Source organism: Kitasatospora phosalacinea, from assembly GCF_000717185.1.
GTDB classification, from domain to species: domain Bacteria; phylum Actinomycetota; class Actinomycetes; order Streptomycetales; family Streptomycetaceae; genus Kitasatospora; species Kitasatospora phosalacinea_A.
Genome location: NZ_JNYE01000069.1, coordinates 22591 through 42585 on the forward strand (window position 1 = coordinate 22591; position 19995 = coordinate 42585).

Annotated in this window: 14 protein-coding genes; 9 read left to right on the top strand and 5 right to left on the bottom strand. The window is 76.7% G+C overall.

Annotated elements, in window-relative coordinates; translation table 11 throughout:
- Positions 1-33: 33 nt before the first annotated feature.
- The 3 genes from OO57_RS25975 to OO57_RS25985 are packed head-to-tail and all read left to right on the top strand — an operon-like array spanning position 34 to position 2533.
- Entirely contained in the window at positions 34-1368 is a 1335-nt protein-coding gene (locus OO57_RS25975) for a ferric reductase-like transmembrane domain-containing protein (RefSeq protein WP_033255086.1), read from the top strand.
- A 14-nt stretch (positions 1369-1382) separates the two neighbouring features.
- Positions 1383-1817: an FMN-binding protein gene (locus tag OO57_RS25980; RefSeq protein ID WP_033255087.1), complete on the top strand. Its 435-nt coding sequence runs from the start codon at positions 1383-1385 to the stop codon at positions 1815-1817.
- Positions 1818-1840: 23 nt separating this feature from the next.
- Positions 1841-2533, top strand: coding sequence for an FAD:protein FMN transferase (locus OO57_RS25985; protein WP_051778257.1), 693 nt, complete (start codon positions 1841-1843; stop codon positions 2531-2533).
- Positions 2534-2729: 196 nt separating this feature from the next.
- Here the strand turns inward: OO57_RS25985 and psbW are convergent, their stop codons facing one another.
- The gene (gene psbW / locus OO57_RS25990) at positions 2730-2951 is read right to left on the bottom strand and encodes a photosystem II reaction center protein PsbW (RefSeq protein ID WP_081973970.1); all 222 of its coding nucleotides are present in this window, start codon (positions 2949-2951) and stop codon (positions 2730-2732) included.
- 21 nt (positions 2952-2972) lie between these two features.
- The gene (gene malQ / locus OO57_RS25995) at positions 2973-5171 is read right to left on the bottom strand and encodes a 4-alpha-glucanotransferase (protein WP_051778255.1); all 2199 of its coding nucleotides are present in this window, start codon (positions 5169-5171) and stop codon (positions 2973-2975) included.
- A gap of 295 nt (positions 5172-5466) precedes the next feature.
- On the opposite strand from malQ, the gene OO57_RS26000 reads away from it, so the two are divergent.
- Positions 5467-9309 carry a beta-N-acetylglucosaminidase domain-containing protein gene (locus OO57_RS26000; protein ID WP_051778256.1) on the top strand — a complete coding sequence of 1281 codons (3843 nt, stop codon included), beginning with the start codon at positions 5467-5469 and terminating at the stop codon, positions 9307-9309.
- An 89-nt stretch (positions 9310-9398) separates the two neighbouring features.
- Here OO57_RS26000 and OO57_RS26005 read toward each other — a convergent pair whose 3' ends face one another.
- Complete coding sequence (locus OO57_RS26005) at positions 9399-10010, bottom strand: HNH endonuclease (RefSeq protein WP_033212661.1); 612 nt, start codon at positions 10008-10010, stop codon at positions 9399-9401.
- A gap of 311 nt (positions 10011-10321) precedes the next feature.
- Here OO57_RS26005 and OO57_RS26010 point away from each other — a divergent pair, with 311 nt between their 5' ends.
- A complete protein-coding gene (locus OO57_RS26010) occupies positions 10322-11389 on the top strand; it encodes a mechanosensitive ion channel family protein (RefSeq protein ID WP_033255090.1) in 1068 nt (355 codons plus the stop codon).
- 24 nt (positions 11390-11413) lie between these two features.
- Here OO57_RS26010 and OO57_RS26015 read toward each other — a convergent pair whose 3' ends face one another.
- Positions 11414-12247, bottom strand: coding sequence for a LysR family transcriptional regulator (locus tag OO57_RS26015; RefSeq protein WP_033255091.1), 834 nt, complete (start codon positions 12245-12247; stop codon positions 11414-11416).
- 90 nt (positions 12248-12337) lie between these two features.
- On the opposite strand from OO57_RS26015, the gene OO57_RS26020 reads away from it, so the two are divergent.
- The 4 genes from OO57_RS26020 to OO57_RS26035 all read left to right on the top strand — a co-directional run bounded on the left by OO57_RS26020 (position 12338) and on the right by OO57_RS26035 (position 17017).
- Entirely contained in the window at positions 12338-13063 is a 726-nt protein-coding gene (locus OO57_RS26020) for an SDR family NAD(P)-dependent oxidoreductase (RefSeq protein ID WP_033255092.1), read from the top strand.
- Between the two features lie 151 nt (positions 13064-13214).
- Positions 13215-14405 (top strand): ROK family transcriptional regulator, encoded by a 1191-nt coding sequence (locus OO57_RS26025; RefSeq protein WP_033255093.1) that lies wholly within the window; start codon positions 13215-13217, stop codon positions 14403-14405.
- Between the two features lie 250 nt (positions 14406-14655).
- Entirely contained in the window at positions 14656-15936 is a 1281-nt protein-coding gene (locus tag OO57_RS26030; RefSeq protein WP_033255101.1) for a 6-phospho-beta-glucosidase, read from the top strand.
- Between the two features lie 61 nt (positions 15937-15997).
- The gene (locus OO57_RS26035; RefSeq protein ID WP_033255094.1) at positions 15998-17017 is read left to right on the top strand and encodes an N-acetylglucosamine kinase; all 1020 of its coding nucleotides are present in this window, start codon (positions 15998-16000) and stop codon (positions 17015-17017) included.
- Between the two features lie 131 nt (positions 17018-17148).
- Here the strand turns inward: OO57_RS26035 and OO57_RS26040 are convergent, their stop codons facing one another.
- Entirely contained in the window at positions 17149-19827 is a 2679-nt protein-coding gene (locus OO57_RS26040) for a DUF7507 domain-containing protein (protein WP_081973971.1), read from the bottom strand.
- Between the last annotated feature and the right edge of the window lie 168 nt (positions 19828-19995).

Sequence of the window (19995 nt, forward strand, 5' to 3'; positions counted from 1 at the left end):
GAGCGTGACCGGGTACCGCCGAAGGAGGGCCCGTTGACCGCACTTCCCACCCCCGCCCGGCCCGCCGCCCCGCACCCGGACGCCGTCCGCCGCGGCGTGCCCGCCCTGGTCGCGCTCGGTGCGCTCGGCGTCCTCGCGCTCTGGTGGACCGGCACCCCGCGGGTCGCGGGCGCCGCCGACTGGCTCACCGGCGCGGGTCGGATCACCGGCCTGCTCGCCGGGTACGCCGCGCCCGTCCTGCTGCTGCTGATGGCCCGGATCCCGCTGCTGGAGCGCGAGGTCGGCGCCGACCGGCTGGCCCGCTGGCACGCGTACGGCGGCCGCTACCTGGTCTCGCTGGTCACCGTGCACGTGCTGACGGTGGTCTGGGGCTACGCGCTGACCGGCGGTCAGGGCCTGTGGGGCCAGACCGTGGAGGTCGTGTTCCACTTCCCCGACATGCTGAAGGCCACCGCCGGGACCCTGCTGCTGCTCGGCACCGGCGCGGTCTCCGCCCGGGCCGCCCGCCGCAGGCTCGGCTACGAGACCTGGTACTACCTGCACCTGGCCACCTACCTGGCCGTCGCGCTCGGCTTCGCCCACCAGCTCACCACCGGCGCCGACCTGGCCGACGGCCCCGCGAGGGCCGGCTGGTACCTGCTGTACTTCGGCACCGCCGCCGTCCTGGCCCGGTACCGGCTGATCGGCCCGTACCTGCGCGACCGGCGGCACCGGCTGGAGGTCGCCGAGGTCCGGGCCGAGGGGCCGGGCGTGGTCTCGGTGTTCCTGACCGGGCGGCACCTGGAGGAACTGCGGGCCGAACCCGGGCAGTTCTTCCGGCTGCAGTTCCTCACCCCGCAACTGCGCTGGGCCGCCAACCCGTACTCGCTCTCCGCTCCCCCGCACCCGCGCTTCCTGCGCTTCACCGTGAAGGACCTGGGCGGCCACAGCGCGGCCCTCGCCGCGCTCGCCCCCGGCACCGAGGTCCGCGCCGAGGGCCCGTACGGGGCGTTCACCGCGCGGCGGCACCGCGGCGGGCCGGTGCTGCTGCTGGGCGCGGGCGTCGGCGTCACGCCGCTGCGGGCGCTGGCCGAGACCCTCCCCGGGGAGCTCACCCTGGTGCAGCGCGCCCGCCGCCCCGAGGACGTGCTGTTCCGCCGCGAGCTGGCCGCCGTCGCCGCGCAGCGCGGCGTGCGCGTGCACGAACTGCTCGGCGGCCGGGCCGAGGTCGGCGACCTCGGTGCGGCGCTGCGCCGGCTCGTCCCCGGCCTCGCCCGGCACGAGGTCTACCTGTGCGGCCCCGAGGAGTTCACCGCCGACGCCGTGCGCGCCCTGCGCGCCGCCGGGGTCCGGGCCGGCCGCATCCACCACGAGTCCTTCGCCCTCTAGGAGCACCCGCCGCCATGCGACGCGCCGTCATCACCGCCTCCGCGACCGCCGCCGGGGTCGTCCTGCTGCTCTCCCTCAAGCCCCACGACCCCGCCGCCGTCCGCGCCGTCCCCGCCGCGGACGGCACCGCCCCCGCCGGGGGCACCGGCGGCGTCCAGGACACCGGTGCGGACTCCCGGACCCTCACCGGCAGCGCGGTCAACACCCGGTACGGGCCGGTGCAGGTCGTGGTCACCATGGCCGGCACCAGGATCAGCAGGATCGACGTGGTGCAGTACCCCACCCGCGACCGCCGCGACCAGGAGATCAACGAGCGCGCCGTTCCCGTCCTCAACCAGGAGGCGATCGCCGCGCAGAGCGCCGACATCGACGTCGTCTCCGGCGCGACGTACACCAGCGAGGGCTACACCCGCTCGCTGCAGAGCGCCCTCGACCAGGCCGCGCAGTGACCGCCGACCACGTCGAGCACGTGATGGGGACGGTCTTCTCCTTCGCCGTCCGCGACCCCGGGCCGGGGACCGGCCCGGCGCTCCGGCGCGCCGTGCAGCGGCTGCACCGGATCGACGCGCTGTTCTCGACGTACCGGCCGGAGAGCGAGATCAGCCGGCTCGGCCGCGGGGAGCTCGCCCTCGCGGAGGCCGACCCCGAGGTGCGGTGGGTGCTGGAGCGGTGCGCGGAACTCGGCGCGGAGACCGGCGGCTACTTCACCGCGCGGCCCGGCGGACGGCTCGACCCCAGCGGCTACGTCAAGGGCTGGGCCGTCGAGGAGGCCGCCCGGACGCTGCGCGAGTCCGGCTCCGCGCACCACTGCGTCAGCGGCGGCGGGGACGTCCAGACCGCGGGCGGGCCCTGGCGGATCGGCATCGCCGACCCGCACCGCGAAGGGGCGGTCGCCCGGGTCGTCACCGGCCGCGACCTGGCCGTCGCCACCTCCGGCACCGCCGAGCGCGGCCCGCACGTCATCGACCCGCACACCGGTCTGCCCGCCGCCTCCTTCGCCTCCCTCACCCTGGTCGGCCCGCACCTCACCCGCCTCGACGCCCTCGCCACCGCGGCGTTCGCGATGGGCGCGCCCCGGGCCCTGCCCTGGCTGGCCGCGAAGGGCGTCCGGGCGCTGGCGATCCACCCGGACGGGCGGCAGGAGACGACGGCGGGCTGGGACTGAGGCGGCCGGAGGGCCCTTCAGCGGCCCGGAGCAGCACGGACCTTCGACGGGATCCGGCCACCGGCAGGCACGGACCCGCCGTTCCCCGGGCCCCTGGCGGGGCTCGTCGGCAGCGCCGGAACGCGACGGCGACCGCCGGGTCTCCGACCTGGGTCGGGATCCGGCGGTCGCCGTCGTCCGGGCGGTGGGGCCCGGGTTACTTCTTCTTGCTGCCGGGGATCATGCAGAGGCCCGCGATCACCGCGAAGGCGACGATCGGGAGGGCGACGAACAGGCCCAGGGTCTCACCGACGCTCAGGCCGGTGCCCGGGTCGTCGCCGTCGTCGCGCACGAGGGCCATGGCGGGCGACGACATCAGCATCATCAGCGTGGCCGCCGCGGTGACCGCACCGGCGCGCATTGCGTTCCTCTTGTCCACGTTTCCCAAGGTACCGGCCCCCTACACCGTCGCGCCCGGCGGGGTGCGCCTGTCGGCGTGTCCCGACGGCGGCGGGGCGGGCGGGTTGAGCGGGGCGGGCGGGTTGAGCGGGGCGGGCGGGTTGAGCGGGGCGAGGGTGGCGGCGATGCCCGCGGTGCCGGGGGCGGCGGCCAGGGCGTCCAGGGTGCGGGGGGTGCCGGTGGCGTCGGCGATCGGCAGGCGCCAGTTGGGGTACTGGTCCCAGGTGCCGGGGAGGTTCTGCGGGCGGGGGTCGCCGACGGTGTCGGGGAGCCAGACGCCGACCAGCTTGGCGGGGGTGGCGAGCAGGTAGGCGTACAGCGCCTCGGGGGTGGCGGGCTCGCCCTCGGAGAGCAGCCCGATCCGGATCAACTCGCGTTGCCAGTCGTCGAGTTCGGCGGTCGCGGCGTCCTGTTCCTCGTTCAGCGGGCGGGCCAGCAGGCCGAGCCGGTGGCGGAGTTCGACGTGCTCGCCGGTGAGCCGGGCGGCGGTGGGGGGCAGGTCGTGGGTGGTGAGGGTGGCCAGGCAGCCGGGGCGCCAGCGCTCGGGGGGCAGCACGGTGCCGCCCGCGTGCCAGTCGCGTTCGAACCAGAGCACGGAGGTGCCCAGCACGCCGTGGTCGGCGAGGCGTTCGCGCACGCCGGGCTCGACGGTGCCGAGGTCCTCGCCGATGACGGCGGTGCCGGCCCGGTGGGCCTCCAGGGCGAGGACGGCGAGCATCGCCTCCGCGTCGTAGCGGACGTAGGTGCCCTGGGTGGGGCGGGCCCCGGCGGGTACCCACCAGAGCCGGAACAGGCCCATCACGTGGTCGATCCGGATCGCCCCGGCGTGCCGGGCGGAGGCCCGGATCAGTTCGGCGAACGGGGCGTACCCGGCCTCGGCGAGGGCGTCGGGGCGCCAGGGCGGCAGGCCCCAGTCCTGGCCGTGGGCGTTGAAGGCGTCCGGCGGGGCGCCGGTGGAGATGCCGGTGGCCAGCACGTCCTGCAGGGCCCAGGCGTCGGCGCCGTCGGGGTGGACGCCGACCGCGAGGTCGTGGATCAGGCCGAGCGGCATGCCCGCGTCGGTGGCGGCCCGCTGGGCGGCGCGCAGCTGCTCGTCGACCAGCCAGGCGAGCCAGCGGTGGAACTCGATCCGGTCCCTCAACTCGGCCTTGGCCGCGGCCACCTGGGGGTTGGCGGGGTGGCGCAGGCCCTTCGGCCAGGAGTGCCAGCCCGCGCCGTGCACCTCGGCCAGCGCGTTCCACGCCGCGTACCGCTCCAGCCACTCGCCCTCGCGCCGGACGAACGCCCGGTACGCGGCCTCCCGGCCGACGCCGCGGGGCACCGCGTGCAGCAGTTCCAGGGCCTGGCGCTTGAGCGACCAGACCGAGTCGCGGTCGATCAGGGCGTCGTGCTCCAGCACCTCCTCGCGCAGCAGCCGGGCCCGGCGGGAGAAGTCACGGGCCTCCTCGTGCCGGGCGTACTCGGGGAGCGCCTCGATCCGCAGGTGCACCGGGTCGGCGAAGCGGCGCGAGGAGGGGCGGTACGGGGACGGGTCGGAGGGGGCGCCGGGCATGCCCGCGTGCAGCGGGTTGATCTGCAGGAAGCCCGCGCCGAGTTCGGCGCCGGCCCACTGGGCGAGCTCCGCGAGGTCGGCCAGGTCGCCCATGCCCCAGGACTGCTCGCCCAGCACCGAGTACAGCTGGGCGAGGAAGCCCCAGCTGCGCTGCTGCGGCTCGGGGATCCGCGGCGGGGCGACGACCAGCGCGGCGCGGCCGGTGCGGCCGTCCGCCCGGACGGCCAGCAGGTGGCGGCCGGGCGGCAGGTCGGCGGGCAGCCAGTGCGCGTGCTCGTCCGTCAGCTCCCAGGCGTCGCCGCCCTGTTCGAGCTCGATCCGGACTTCTGCCCCGGCGGGCAGGTCGAGCGCGGTGCGCCGCCCCTGCCAGGCCACCACGGTCGGCGGCAGCAGGCGCCGGGCGGCCTCCTCGCGGTGCCGCTCCAGGGCCTTCGCGGCCAGCTCCGGCGTCCCGGCGTCGACGCCGAGCGCGGCCAGCACCGCGGTCAGCGTCTGCGCCCCGACCTGCACCGGGCCGGACCCGGCGTCGTAGCTGGTGTCCACTCCGTACGCGTGCGCGAGCGCCGTCAACTCCGGTGGGGCCGGCGGGTTGTCCTCCGCCGGAACCTGTTCGAATCCCGCCTGCTCGCGGTCAAGGTATGCGGCCACCCAGCGCACTCCGTCCTCAGGCTTCCGAACGCCGACAGGCACAGTCCTACCCGCGCCGCCGCCCGGCGACCCCGACCGACACGGCCCGCGCCCCGCACCGGTCGGGTGAACGTCGCACCGCCCGGTTGCCGCCGCACCGGACCTCCGGCCTTTTCGGGCGATAACGGACATAGCCGCCAGGGGCGTTGACAGGGGCGCGGGTAGCTGGTGGGGTGGGCGGGCCGGACGGCCGCGGGGGGCCGGGCCGGAGCGGCGGGGGGCCGTTGAGCTGGGCGTTTCGGGCGAGGAGGCTCCGGTGCAGGCGCGGGTGTCGGTGGCGGCCGGGCGTCGGCTGCGACAGCGGTTGGAGCAGAGCGCGGCGCTGCGCGAGGTGCTGTACCACCCGGCGGCGCTGGCGGCCCGCCGGACGGCGGCGCGGACGGCGCGGCAGCTGGCGCCGCGGGCCGCGGACCGCTTCATCGCGGACGTCAAGGGCACCGAGCCGCTGCTGGCCTCGGTGCGGGCCGAGCGCCGCACCGGCCGACGGGCCGGGACGCTGCGGGTGGCGGCGACGCTGTCGGCGGCGGCGGTGGTCGGCGGCCTGCTGCTCCCGGCACCGGGCTTCGCCGCGGAGCCGAACGCCCGCCAGGACCTGAGCAGTTCCGCCGCGGACACCACGGACGCCGCGGAGCCCGCCGAGCCCGCGGCCGTCGCCGAGGCGCCGCTGCCGCTCGGTTCGCTGACGGACCCCCAGGTGTTCCCGCGCCCGCAGGAGTTGCGGGCGGGCGGCCGGCCGGTGGCGGTGCCCCGGCAGGTGACGGTGGTGCTGGCGGACTCCGCGGACGGCCCGGCGGTGGACGCGGTGCGCGCGCTGCTGGCCCGGGCGGGCGCGGACGGGGTGGTGACCGCGGCGCAGGCGCCCGAGCAGCCCGCGCCCGGTTCGCTGGTGGTGTACGTCGGCGGCCCGTACGAGGGCGCGGGCGGGGCGGTCGACCGGGCGCTGCGGCTGCTCGCGGCGGCGAACGGGCTGAAGGACACCGAGGTGCCGCAGCTGGCGGGCCTGCCCTCGGGCGGCTACCTGCTGGCGTCCGGCCAACTGCCCACCGCGGGCGGCTCGTACGGCGCGGTGGTGCTGGCGGGGGTGGACGGCGCGGGCACCTTCTACGCGGCGCAGAGCCTGGCGCAGCTGCTGTCGCCGGTCGGCCCGGGCCAGGGGCAGGGCGGCGGGGGCGACAGGGGGTTCCCGGGGGTGCTGCTGCGCGACTGGCCCTCGGGTGCGGCGCAGCGCGGCACCGCGGAGTCGTTCTACGGGGCGCCGTGGAGCGCCGCGCAGCGGCTGGCGCTGGTGGACTTCCTGGGCCGCACCAAGCAGGACTACTTCCTGTACGCGCCGGGCGGCGACCCGTACCGCTCGCAGCGCTGGCGGGAGCCGTACCCGGCGCGGCAGGCGGCCGAGCTGGCCGAGCTGACGGCGCGGGCGCGGGCCAACCACGTGACGGTGGGGTACTCGGTCGCGCCGGGGCAGTCGTTCTGCTTCTCCTCCGGCAAGGACGTGGACGCGCTGGTCGCCAAGCTCGACGGGCTGCGGCAACTGGGCGTGCAGGCCTTCCAGTTGGACTTCCTGGACGTGTCGTACGACGAGTGGCACTGCGGGGCGGACCGGCGCAAGTTCGGCACCGGGCCGGTGGCGGCGGCGAAGGCGCAGGCGGCGCTGACCGCGGCGGTGCAGCAGAAGCTGGCGGCGGAGCGGCCCGGGCGGGTGGCGCTGTCGGTGGTGCCCACCGAGTACCTGAAGCAGGGCACCTCCCCGTACCGGGCGGCGCTGGCGGCCGGGCTGCCGGACGGGGTGCGGGTGGTGTGGAGCGGCGGCGCGGCGATCCCGGAGAAGGTGACGGGCGAGCAGGCCGACGCCACCGCGGACCTGTTCGGGCGGCCGCTGGTCACCATGGACAACTACCCGGTGAACGACTCGGCGCCGGACCGGCTGTTCCTGGGCGGCTACGCCGGGCGGGACGCCGAGGTGGCGCGGCGCTCGGCGGTGCTGCTGACCTCGGCGATGAGCCAGCCGGTGGCGTCCCGGATCCCGCTGGCGACCGCCGCGGACTTCGGCTGGCAGCCGGACGGCTACCGGCCCGGGCAGTCGCTGGCCGCGGCGCTGCGGCTGCTGACCGCGGGGCCCGCGCAGCAGGCCGCGGCGGCGGCGCTGGCGGGCAACAGCGCGTCCTCGCCGCTGGGCGGCCAGGAGTCGGCGTACCTGGCGCCGCTGGTGGAGGAGTTCTGGGCGGCGGCCGAGCCGGCCTCCGGCGCGCCCGCCGACGCGGCGCAGCTGCGGGCGGCCGCGCAGCCGCTGCGCGAGGCGTTCGCGGTGATGGCGGACGCGCCGCGGACCCTGGCCGGGGACCCGCTGGCGGCGGACGCCGCGCCGTGGCTGGCCCGGCTGTCGGCGTACGGCTCGGCGGGCCGGGCGGCGGTGGACGTGCTGCTGGCGCAGCAGGGCGGCGACGGCACCGCGGCCTGGCAGGCCCGGCTGGAGCTGGGGCGGCAGCGCGGGGTGCTGGAGCAGAACCCGGTGACGGTCGGCAAGGGCGTGCTGGACGCGTTCCTGGACCGGGCGGAGAAGTCCGCGGACACCTGGTCGGGCATCACCGCGGGCGCGTCCCCGACGACGACGCTGGGCACCTCGCACGACCACGGCCCGGCGCTGATGGCGGACGGCTCCGGGGAGACCTTCTACTGGTCGTCCGCGCAGCCGCAGGTCGGCGACAGCTTCGGCCTGGACCTGGGCACCCCGAAGCCGCTGGGCTCGGTGACGGTGCTGATGGGCGGCCCGGGCGACGACCCGGACTCCCGTTCGGCGGCCGACGACTACCTGCACGACGGGGTGCTGGAGTACTGGAGCGGCTCGGGCGGCTGGCACCGGCTGGCGACGGTGCACGGGCAGCGGACGGTCACCGCGAGCGCCCCGGCGGGCGCGGTCGCCAAGGCGGTGCGGCTGCGCGCCACCGGCGGGCAGCAGACCTCCGTCGCGGTGCGGGAGTTCACCGCGGCCGCGCCGGACGCGGTGGCCGCCGCGGTGTCCGGCCCCCCGGCCGCGCCGGGCTCCTCGCCCGAGGCGGTGCTCTCCGGCGACCCGGACTCGGCGTTCCGGGCGGCCGCGCCGCCCGCCGCGGGCGACGACCCGCTGACGGTGGAGCTGGGCTCGGCCCGGCCGCTGGACCGGCTGACCGTGCTGACCGACCCGACGGTGCGGGCCGAGGCGACCGCGCAGGTCCGCCGCCCGGACGGCAGCTGGGCGGACCTGGGCCCGGTGCGGCCCGGCTACAACGAGCTGCGGGCCGACGGCGGGCCGGTGGAGGCGCTGCGGCTGGTGTGGCGGCCGGGCGGCGAGGCCCCGGTGGTCAACCAGGTGATCCCGTGGTGGGCGGACGTCCCGGCGGCCCGGCTGACGCTGGCCGAGCCGACCCTGGACGTGGTGGCGGGCGCGGCCGCGCCGGCCGCGGCCCGGGCCACCGTGGAGTCCGGGCGGCCGGACGCGCTGACCGGCGCGCTGCGGGCCGAGGTCCCGGCCGTGGCGAAGGGCCTGGTGGTGGCCCCGGCCCCGGCGGTGACGGTGCCGCGCGGCGGCCGGGCGGGCGCGCCGCTGCTGGTCACGGCGGCCGCGGACACCCCGTCGGGCACCTACCGGGTGCCGGTGGTGTTCACCGCGGGCGCGCTGAGCGTCCGCCAGGAGCTGCTGGTGCACGTCGTCCCGCCGGTCGGCGGGCCGGACCTGGCGCCGACCGCGACCGCGACCGCCTCGGCCGAGGACGGTCCGAAGACCCCGGCGGCGGCGGTCGCCGACGGCGACCCGGCGACGTCCTGGAGCGCCCCCGCCGAGGACGGCGCCTGGGTGCAGCTGCGGCTGCCGCAGCCCGCCAGGCTGGGTTCGGCGGTGCTGCACTGGGGCGGCGCGCACGCCTCCGCGTACCGGCTGGAGGCCTCGGCCGACGGCGTGGCGTGGACCACGGTGGCGGAGGTGGACAACGGGCAGGGCGGCACCGAGACGGTCCGCTTCGACGCGCCGGGCGCGCAGTACCTGCGGGTGCAGGGCGTGGCCCGGGCCACCCGGTACGGGTACGCGCTGTCCGGGGTCGAGCTGTACGCGGTGCCGCAGGGCTGAGACGCGGCGGGCCGCCGACGCTCCCGTTGCGGGGGCGGCGGCGGCCCATGAGGCGTACCGGTTCTCGTGTCGGGCAGGCCCTTGTCTGTTCAGGCGGAGAGCGGGGCGTGCTGCTCGCCGCGGCGGATCGGACGGGTGCGGACCGGGGCGGGCAGGACCGTCTCCGGATGGTCGTGGTGCTCGAAGTCCCGGAACTGGTCGAGGCCGCCGTACGGCTCCAGGTAGGGCCGCCAGCGAGGGTCCTTGATCCCGGTGCCGATGACCCGCCAGGCCAGGCCGCTGGGGGCGGCCGGGGGGCGCTTCATCCGCCAGCCGAGGTCGGCGAGGTGCCGGTCGGCCTTGGTGTGGTTGCAGCGGCGGCAGGCCGCCACCACGTTGTCCCACCGGTGCTGGCCGCCCCGGCTGCGCGGGATGACGTGGTCGACACTGGTGGCGGCGGCCCCGCAGTACACGCACCGGCCGTGGTCGCGGGCGAACAGCGCCCGCCGGGTCAGTGGCACGGGGCCTCGGTAGGGGACCCGCACGAAACGGGTCAGTTTGACGACGGACGGTGCCTGGACGGCACCGGTGGCGCTGTGCAGAGTGGTGCCCGCATCCTCCAGGGCGATCGCCTTGTGGTTGAGGACGAGGATGAGGGCGCGTCGCATCGAGACGACACCGAGCGGCTCGTACGACGCGTTGAGGACAAGGACATGCGGCACGGGGCCTCCTTGGACGCCTGCGGCGCGTGGCTCGCGCCGAGTCGAGCGGGCGACCGCGCCCCCGCGCGGGGGCGTGATCTCCCTCAGTGTCGCCTTACGCCGTCGTACGACGCCACCATTTCTCCGTGAACGGGCCGCGCGCGTGCGGTGGGCCCCCGCGCGTCCCGCCATGGTCGGTATGCCCAGCTCGCGACCCTCCTGCACGTACCGTGCGGGTGGCGGTGCGGTGCGTGTCCGGAACCGGACGGGTGCCCTGACGAGCCGTCCGAGCGGGTGAACGGGCCGGTGGGAGGGCTCGCTACAGTGGGGCGATGCTCGCCGATTCCGCTGCCGACAGCACCGCCCCGACGTTCTCCATCCCCACCACCGCCGCCGATGTGACGGACACCACCCGGCAGGCGGCCGGCTGGCTGGACGAGAACTGGCAGGGCTGGGTGGTCAGCGGGCTGCGGATCGTCCTGATCCTCGGGCTGGCGCTGGTGCTGCGGGCCGTGGTCAGCAAGGTGATCCGCAAGCTGGTGGCCCGGATGGGGCGGCCCGCGGTGTCCGACGACGACCACGGGGTGCTCGGCGGCCTGCTCGCCAACAGCGGCGTGGTCAACACCGAGCGGCGCCAGCAGCGTTCCGAGGCGATCGGCTCGGTGCTGCGCTCGGTGGCCTCCTTCACCATCCTCGGCACCGCCTCGCTGATGGCCCTGTCGGTGCTCGGCGTCGACTTGGCGCCGCTGCTGGCCTCCGCCGGTGTGGCCGGTGTCGCGATCGGCTTCGGCGCCCGCAACCTGGTCACCGACTTCCTCTCCGGCGTCTTCATGATCATGGAGGACCAGTACGGCGTCGGCGACGAGATCGACACCGGCGTGGCCACCGGCACCGTGCTGGAGGTCGGGCTGCGGGTCACCAAGCTGCGCGGCGCCTCCGGCGAGATCTGGTACATCCGCAACGGCGAGGTCAAGCGGATCGCCAACATGAGCCAGGGCTGGGGCACCGCCACCGTCGACGTCCAGGTCGGCTACAAGGAGGACCTGGAGCGGGTCGAGCTGCTGGTCACCGAGACCGCCGAGCAGCTCGCCAAGGAGAGCCCGTACGACGAGCTGATCTGGGGCCGGGTCAAGGTGCTGGGCGTCGAGTCGGTGTCCGTCGACTCCGTCGAGCTGCGGATCGAGGCCCGCTGCACGCCCGGGCGCTCCGCGCAGGTCTCGCGCGCCCTGCGGGTGCGCCTGAAGGCCGCCTTCGACCTGGCCGGCGTCAAGCTCAAGGAGGAGGCCGCCGTCACCGTCCCGGCCCAGCCCACCGCCCCCGAGGTGCTCCCGCCCTCCGCCCTCGCCGACCCCAACTCGGCCCGCTCGCTGGCCGCCAAGCCCATACCGCACCAGAGCTGAGCCCGACCCGGAACTGAGCCCGGTCTAGCCGCCGGTCGCCGCCCGCAGCAGGGCGGCCAGCGGGCGGGAGCGGCTGTCGGGGGGCCAGGCGAGCACGGCGGTGACCGGCGGGGCGTCGAGGACGGGGACGGGCGTGACGTCCGGGCGCAGCTGGGTGCGGCAGGACTCCGGGAGGACGGCGCACGTCCGGCCCAGGGCGATCAGCTGGTGGAGCTGGGCGTGGTCGCGGATCGCCGGGCCCGGGCCGTCCGGGTGGGTGCCGTCCGCGCGCGGGTAGCGGGGGGCGGGCAGGTCCGGCAGGTCGGCCAGGTCGGCGAGGCGCAGTTCCCGGCGGGCGGCCAGCGGGTGGGCCGCGGGCAGCAGGGCGACCTGGCCCTCGGTGTGCAGTTCCTCGGTGTCCAGGCCCGCGGTGGAGTCGAACGGCAGGTGCAGCAGCGCGACGTCGACCTCGCCCCGGCGCAGCAGCCGCCCCTGCTCGCCGTACTGGCACAGCCGCACGTCCACCGGCACCGCACCGGGCCCGGCCTCGTACGCGGCCAGCAGGCGGGCCAGCAGGTCGGTGGAGGCGCCCGCCTTCGCCGCCAGCACCAGCCCCGGCTGCCCGGCCCGGCGGGTGCGGGCCTCCGCGGCGGCCACCGCCTCCAGCGCGGTGCGGCCCTCGCGCAGCAGCACCCGGCCCGCGCCGGTCAGCGCCACGCCGCGGCTGTCGCGCTCCAGCAGCACGGTGCCCAGCCGCCGCTCCAGGCGGGCGATCGCCCGCGACAGCGGCGGCTGCGCCATGCCGAGCCGCAGCGCCGCCCGGCCGAAGTGCAACTCCTCGGCGACGGCCACGAAGTACCGCAGTTCCCGGGTCTCCACCGGCCCAGCCTACGGCGATGCCCGCCGGGTATCGCCGGGTGCCCGGATCGGTCCTGGCCGCGGCCCGGGCGGCGGCCGGAGCATGGGGGCATGAACGAGAAGACGGTTGCGCTGGTCACCGGCGCGAACAAGGGGATCGGGTACGAGATCGCGGCGGGCCTCGGCGCGCTGGGCTGGCGGGTCGGGGTCGGGGCCCGCGACGAGGGGCGGCGGACGGCGGCCGTGGCGGCGCTGCGGGCGGGCGGCGCGGACGCCTTCGCGGTGCCGCTGGACGTCACCGACGACGCCTCGGCGGCCGCGGCGGCCGACCTGCTGGCGGAGCGCTTCGGCCGGCTCGACGTGCTGGTCAACAACGCGGCGGTGACCGGCGGTCCGGGGCAGGAGCCGACCGCGGTGGACCTGGCGCAGGTCCGCCTGGCGGTGGAGACCAACGTGCTGGGGGTGATCCGGGTGACCAACGCGCTGCTGCCGCTGCTGCGCCGCTCGGCCTCCCCGCGGATCGTCAACATGTCCAGCGGCGTGGGCTCGCTGACCCTGCAGTCCGACCCGGACGCGTCCACCGGGCCGATCTCGGCCGCGTACGCGCCGTCGAAGTCCTTCCTGAACGCGGTCACCCTGCAGTACGCGAAGGAGCTGCGCGGCACCGGCGTGCTGGTCAACCTGGCCTGCCCCGGCTACTGCGACACCGACCTGAACGGGCACCAGGGCACCCGCACCCCCGCGCAGGGAGCGGCGGTCGCCGTCCGGCTGGCCGCGCTGCCCGACGGCGGCCCCAGCGGCGGCTTCTTCAACGAGGACGGCCCGCTGCCCTGGTGACCGCCTCCCGCCCGTCCCGCCCGTCCTGCCCGTCCGCCCGTCCCGCCCGTACTGCCAAGGAAGTGGTCACGTACCGTTGACATCTGCGGCCCGCAATTGGAAACTTTCCTAACAGTTGGCCGCAACGGCGTACGCAGAGGAGGATCGGGCCGTGACCACCCGAAAGACGCCCCGTTCCCCGCTGGCCGGTACGCCGAGCCTGCTGCGGGCCATCAACGACCGCGCCGCGCTGGAGCTGCTGCTCGCGAACGGCCCGCTGTCCCGGACGCAGATCGGGAGCCTGACGGGGCTCTCGAAGCCGACCGCCTCGCAGCTGCTGGCGCGGCTGGAGGCGGTCGGGCTGGTCGTGCCGGTGGGGACGACGGCCGGCGGGCCGGGGCCCAACGCCCAGCTGTACCAGGTGAACCCGGCGGCGGGCTACGTCGCGGGCGTGGCCGTGACGAGCACGACGGTGCGGGTCGCGGTCGCGGACGTCACCGGGACGACGCTGGCGGAGCACCGGGTGCCGACCAAGGGGTGGCCCGCCGCGGAGACGGTGCCCCGGGTCGCCGAGGCGGTCGCCGAGACGGTGCGGCGGGCGCAGCTCGCCCCGGGGTGCCTGCGCGAGGTGGTGGTCGGGATCGGCGGCGCGCCGGACCCGGCGACCGGGAAGCTGCGGTACGCCTCGCACCTGCCGGGCTGGCACTCGCCGCGGCTGGTGGAGGAGTTGGAGCTGGCGCTCGGCGCGCCGGTGTCGATCGAGAACGACGTGAACCTGGCCGCGGTGGCGGAGCAGGCCGGCGGGGCGGCGGCGGGGTGCGAGGACTTCGTGCTGCTGTGGGCCGAGGAGGGCATCGGCGCGGCGATCGTGATCGCGGGCCGGCTGCACCGGGGCTTCACCGGGGGCGCGGGCGAGGTCGGCTACATGCCGGTGCCGGACGCCCCGGTGTCGCTGGGCTCCCGCCGGAAGGTGTCCGGCGGGTTCCAGGACCTGGTCGGCGAGCCCGCGGTGCTGGCGCTGGCCCGCCGGCACGGGCTGCCCGGCGCCGACGGGGCGCAGGCGGTGGCCGGGGCCCTGGACAGCGCCGGGGGCGGGCCCTTCCTGACCGAGCTGGCCGAACGGCTGGCGCTCGGGCTGGCGGTGATCGCCTCGGTGGTGGACCCGGAGCTGGTGGTGCTCTCCGGGCGGACGCCGACCGCGGGCGGGGAACGCCTGCGGGAGCTGGTCCAGGAGGCGCTGGGCCGGATGTCCATCCCGCGGCCGGAGGTGCGGCTGTCGGCCGTGCCGGGGTCGCCCGTCCTGACCGGTGCGCTGCAGCGCGCGCTGGCGAGCACCCGGGACGTCCTGTTCAGCACCCACTGACGCACTGACCCCGTCCGCCAAGCCCCCGGCCCGCCACGGGCCGCCGGGCCGTGCCGTCCTGCCCCCGTACCCGCCCCGTACCCGCTCCAGGAGTGCCTTCCCGTGGACACGATCCGCAGGTCCCCGCCCTCGCGCCGTTCCGGTTCTCCTCCCACCGGTACGACCGTTCCGTTCTTCTTCGCTTCTTCTTCGCACCGCGCGCCTTCGTCGAAGGCGTCACACTGACAGGGGTCAAGGGCTGATGTCCGCACTGAAGTTGGCAATCGTCGGCGGTGGTTCCACCTACACGCCGGAGCTGATCGACGGGTTCGCGCGGCTGCGCGACACCCTGCCGATCGGCGACCTGGTGCTGATCGACCCGGCGGCCGACCGGCTGGAGCTGATCGCCGGACTGGCCCGCCGGATCTTCGCCAAGCAGGGCCACGGCGCCACCGTCACCACCGCCACCGACGTCACCGCGGGCGTCCGGGGCGCCGACGCGGTGCTGCTGCAGCTGCGGGTCGGCGGGCAGGCGGCGCGCAACCGGGACGAGACCTGGCCGCTGGAGTGCGGCTGCGTCGGCCAGGAGACCACCGGCGCGGGCGGCCTCGCCAAGGCGCTGCGCACCGTCCCGGTGGTGCTGGACATCGCCGAGCAGGTCCGCCGCACCAACCCGGACGCCTGGATCGTCGACTTCACCAACCCGGTCGGCATCGTCACCCGCGCCCTGCAGACCGCCGGGCACAAGGCCGTCGGCCTGTGCAACGTCGCGATCGGCTTCCAGCGCAAGTTCGCCGCCCACCTGGGCGTCGACCCGGAGCTGGTGCGCCTGGACCACGTCGGCCTGAACCACCTGACCTGGGAGCGCGGCGTCACCCTGCTCGACTCCCCCGGCGCCGCCACCGGCCGCGAGGTGCTGCCGCAGCTGCTCGCCGAGCACGGCGAGGCCATCGCCGCCGACCTGCACCTGCCGCTGCCGGTGATCGGCCGGCTCGGCGTCGTCCCCTCCTACTACCTGCGGTACTTCTACCAGCACGACGCGGTGGTGGAGGAGCTGAAGGTCAAGGGCTCCCGGGCCGCCGAGGTCGCCGCGATCGAGCAGCAGCTGCTGGAGATGTACGCCGACCCGGCCCTGGACACCAAGCCCGAGCTACTCGGCAAGCGCGGCGGCGCGTTCTACTCCGAGGCCGCGGTGCAGCTGATCGCCTCGCTGCTGGGCACCGACGGCCGCACCACCGTCCAGGTCGTCAACACCCGCAACGACGGCGTGCTGCCGTTCCTGCCCGACGACGCGGTGATCGAGGTCCCGGCCGAGGTCGACGCCACCGGCGTCCGCCCGCTGCCGCAGCGCCCCGTCGAACCGCTGTACGCGGGCCTGATCGCGGGCGTCACCGCGTACGAGCACCTGGCGCTGGACGCCGCGCTGCACGGCGGCCGGGACCGGGTCTTCGACGCGCTGCTCGCCCACCCGCTGGTCGGGCAGATCGAGCTCGCCGACCAGCTCACCGACCGGCTGCTGGCGCACAACCGCGCGCACCTGAGCTGGGCGTGACCGGCACCATGACCGCGCACCGCCCCACCAGCACCCGGCACCACCACGGGGGGACCGGCCGATGAGCCACTCCGCACTCCTGCCCGGCGTCCTCGCCGTCGACGCCGGGAACAGCAAGACCGACCTGGCCCTGGTCGGCGCCGACGGCACCGTCCTGGCCCGTGCCCGCGGCGGCGGCTTCCAGCCGCAGCACACCGGCCCGGCCGCGGCCGTCGCCGCGCTCGCCCCGCTGGTCGACGACCTCGCCCGGCAGGCCGGCGCCGACTGGCGGCCCGGCGGGCGGCCGCTGACCGACCACGTCAGCGCCTGCCTGGCCAACGCCGACCTGCCGGTCGAGGAGCAGCAGCTGCACGCGGCGATAGCCGGGTACGGCTGGGCGGCGTCGGTGCACGTCGCCAACGACACCTTCGGCCTGCTGCGGGCCGGCACCGACGGGCCGCTGGGCGTCGCGGTGGTCTGCGGGGCGGGCATCAACTGCGTCGGCCTGCGGCCCGACGGGCGCACCGCCCGCTGGCCCGCGCTCGGCCGCCTCACCGGCGACTGGGGCGGCGGCGGCGGGCTCGCCGAGGAGGCGATGTGGCACGCCGCCCGGGCCGAGGACGGCCGCGGCCCCGCGACCCTGCTCTCCCCGATGATCGGCGCCCACTTCGAGCTGGCGGGCGCCAACGCCGTCGCCGAGGCGATGCACCTGGGCCTGCTCGACCGGGCCCGGCTGCACGAGGTCGCCCGGGTGCTGTTCGCGGCGGGCGAGGCGGGCGACCCGACCGCGCTCGGCCTGATCGAGCGGCAGGCCGACGAGGTGGCCCGGCTCGCCGTGGTCGCGCTGACCCGGCTCGACCTGCTGGAGCAGCCGGTGCCGGTGGTGCTCGGCGGCGGGGTGCTGGCCTCCCGGCAGCCGCTGCTGCTGGACAGCCTGACCGCCCGGCTGGCCGCCGACGCGCCGCTCGCCGAACCGCGGGTGGTCGTCGCCCCGCCGGTGCTGGGCGCCGCCCTGCTCGGCCTGGACCACCTGGGCGCCGCCCCCGCCGCGCACCGCCGCCTGCGCGAGGCCTACCCGACGGCCCGCCCGATAGCGGCCTGACGGCCCCCGCCGGCCCGCCCCGGCAGGACCCCCGGAACGCCGCCGCCGGCGGGAACGGCCGAGGCACCGCACATGCCTCGACCGCTCCCGCCGGCGGTTTCCGTTCGCTCCGGGCGTCGGTTCCCCGGGCGTCAGCTCCGTCGGCCGCGGGCGCGCCGGGCCGCGACCAGCACGCCGCCGCCGATCAGCAGCAGCACCGCGACGGCGCCCGCACCCACGGAGGCGGCCGACACGCCGGTGCCGGGCAGTTCGGGACCGTGGTGGTGCGGGTGCTTCGTGGACATCGGCGTCGGGGTCGGGGTCGGGGTCGGGGTCGGGGTCGGGGTCGGTTCCGGCGAGGGGCTGGGGCTCGGACTCGGGCTCGGCGAGGGGCTGGGGGCGTCGACGGTGACGGTCGCGCTCGCGCTGTTGTTGGACGGGTCGGTGTCCTGCTGGTCGAGCTCGCCCAGCTCGGCGGTGTTGGTGCGGGCGCCGGGCTCGGCGGCCCGGGCGGTCAGCAGCAGCCGGGCCCGGTCGCCGACGGCGAGGTTCCCGATCGTCCACACGCCGGTGGCGGCCGCGTAGCCGCCGGTGCTCGGGGCGGCCGAGACCAGTTCCAGCCCGGCGGGCAGCAGGTCGTCGACGGTCAGCCCGGTGGCGGGCGCCGGGCCGTTGTTGGTGGCGGTGACGGTGAACACCGTCTGCCCGCCGACGGTCTGGCGGGCCGGGTCGACGCTCTTGCCGATCGCGATGTCGGTCTCGTTGAGCGGCCGGACGGTGGCGCTGGCCGTGTTGTTCGCCTTCACCGGGTCGTACTGGTCGGCGGAGGTGATCGCGGCGCTGTCGGTGGCGGGGGCGGCGGCGTCCAGCCGGACCAGCAGGGTGAGCCGCACGGATCCGTCCCTGGCCAGTGCGGGCACCGTCCAGGTACCGGTCGCCGGGTCGTACGAGGTGCCGGCGTCGGGTGTCGCGGTGAGCAGCGTCGTCCCGGCGGGCACCGGGTTGGCGACGACCGCGTTGGTCGCCTCGTGCGGGCCGTTGTTGTGCAGGGTGACGGTGAAGGTGGTGGTGGAGCCGACCGGCAGCACCGTCGGGTCGGCACCGACGGTGACGGCGAGGTCGGCGAACTCGTCGGTCGAGACCACCGGGACGGTCACGGTCGAGGGGGCCGCGGTGACGTTCTGCCCGATCGGGCTGACCGCGCTCGCGGTGGCGGTGTTGGTGAACGAACCGGCCGCCAGGTCGGCGGCGGTGACGGTGTGGCTGCCGGTGCACACCAGCGTGCCGCCGGGCTCCACCACCGCGGAGGGGCAGGCCAGGTCGGTGATCTGCGGGTCCTGGACGACCACGGTGGCGAGCGCGGAGCCGCCGGTGTCGGTGACGGTGAAGGTGTAGTCGACCACCTGGCCGACGGTGTGCGGGGCGGGCGTGACGGCCTGCTTGTCGAGCGTCATCGCGGAGGTCAGCGGCACCGTGACGGTGGACGGCCCGGAGTTCACCGGGTCGCCGACGACCGGGTTCGCGGTGGCGGTCGCGGTGTTGACGACCTGCCCGGCGGCGACGTCCGCGGCGGTGACGGTGTAGCTGCCGGTGCACACCACGGTCGAGCCCGGCTGGGGCGCGGGCGGCAGGACGGTGGTCGGGCAGCTCACCGGCGCCAGCCTGTCGTCGGTGACGGACAGCGCACTCACCTCCGCCGCACCGGCGTTGGTGACCACGTACTGGTACGGGATCACGGTGCCCGCGGTGATCTCGGCGGGCAGCGGGGTGCCGGACCGGTCGACCTGCTTGACCAGGTCGAGCGCGCCCAGCGGCAGGATCGAGGCGGCGTTGACGTTCCGGATCAGGTGGACGTCGGTGGAGCCGCCGGTGGAGGCGCTGAACCCGAACTTGTACGTGGACGGCAGTCCGGCCGGGGCCGGCTCGTCCAGCACCTGGTGCCAGCCGGTGCCGTCCTCGAAGTCCACCTGGACGATCACCCGGGGCGAGGGCGCGGGGGTGATCTGCACGTTGACGGTGCGCTTGGCGAGCGCCGGGTCGGTGGTGCCGTACGGCGCGCCCAGGCTGCCGGGCAGCGTGCTCGCGGCCCGCGGCGGGTCGCCGGCCGGCGGCCGGGTGGTGGACGCCAGGTAGCAGTAGCCGGAGATGCCCGCGCCCGGGCCGCGCAGGGTGATCGCGTTGGGCGCGACCGGACCGTCCGCCTTGACCGGCGACTGCTGGCCGGTCGGGCAGTCCGCGCCCCGGTTCTCGCCGTCGTTGTAGAAGTTGCCGTACATGTCGAGGCCGACGCCGAGGTACCCGCCGACCACGCCCGGGCTGAGGTTGCGCTGCGCGTAGCCGAGGCTGCCGCCGTCCGCGCCCTTCGAGTCCAGCGGGGTGGAGCCGTCCACCAGGTAGAACCCGATGCCGTCGCCGGGGGCCTGGGTGCCGCCGTACTGGTACTGCTCGAAGGTCACCGACAGGCCCGCCGAGGCGGGCACCGGGCGGCGGTACAGCACCGAGCCGCCGACGAACCCGGCCGAGTCGTTCAGCTGCAGGTAGCCGGGCACCACTCCGGGCACCGGCGCGGCCGGGGTGCCGCCGGTCGGGCAGGACGGGATCGGCGCGTCGCCGGGCGCGGGCGTGCTGCCCGGCTGGGCGCCGGTCAGGCAGGTGTCGCCCAGCGGCTCCCAGGACGGGTCCGGCACCGAGGAGCCCTGGAAGGTCTCGTTCACGATCACCGTCCCGCCGTTCGCCGGGGCCGCCACCGCCTGCGGCACGGCCACCGTCGGGCCCGCCGCCAGCAGCAGCGCTGCCAGCCCGCGCACCGCCGTGCGCATCCGTCCAGCCATCCGCTCTCCCGTTGCACGCGCCACCGCCCCGGTCCGGGCGGGGCGAGCGTAAGCAGCGGGGCCACGCCCGACCGGCCAGTGGGCCGTCGGTGGGCGCGGCGGCGGGTGCGGCGGGACTCTGGGGGCGGGGGTGGGGGCGGGGCGGGGGTCTGCGGGGCGGGGTCAGCC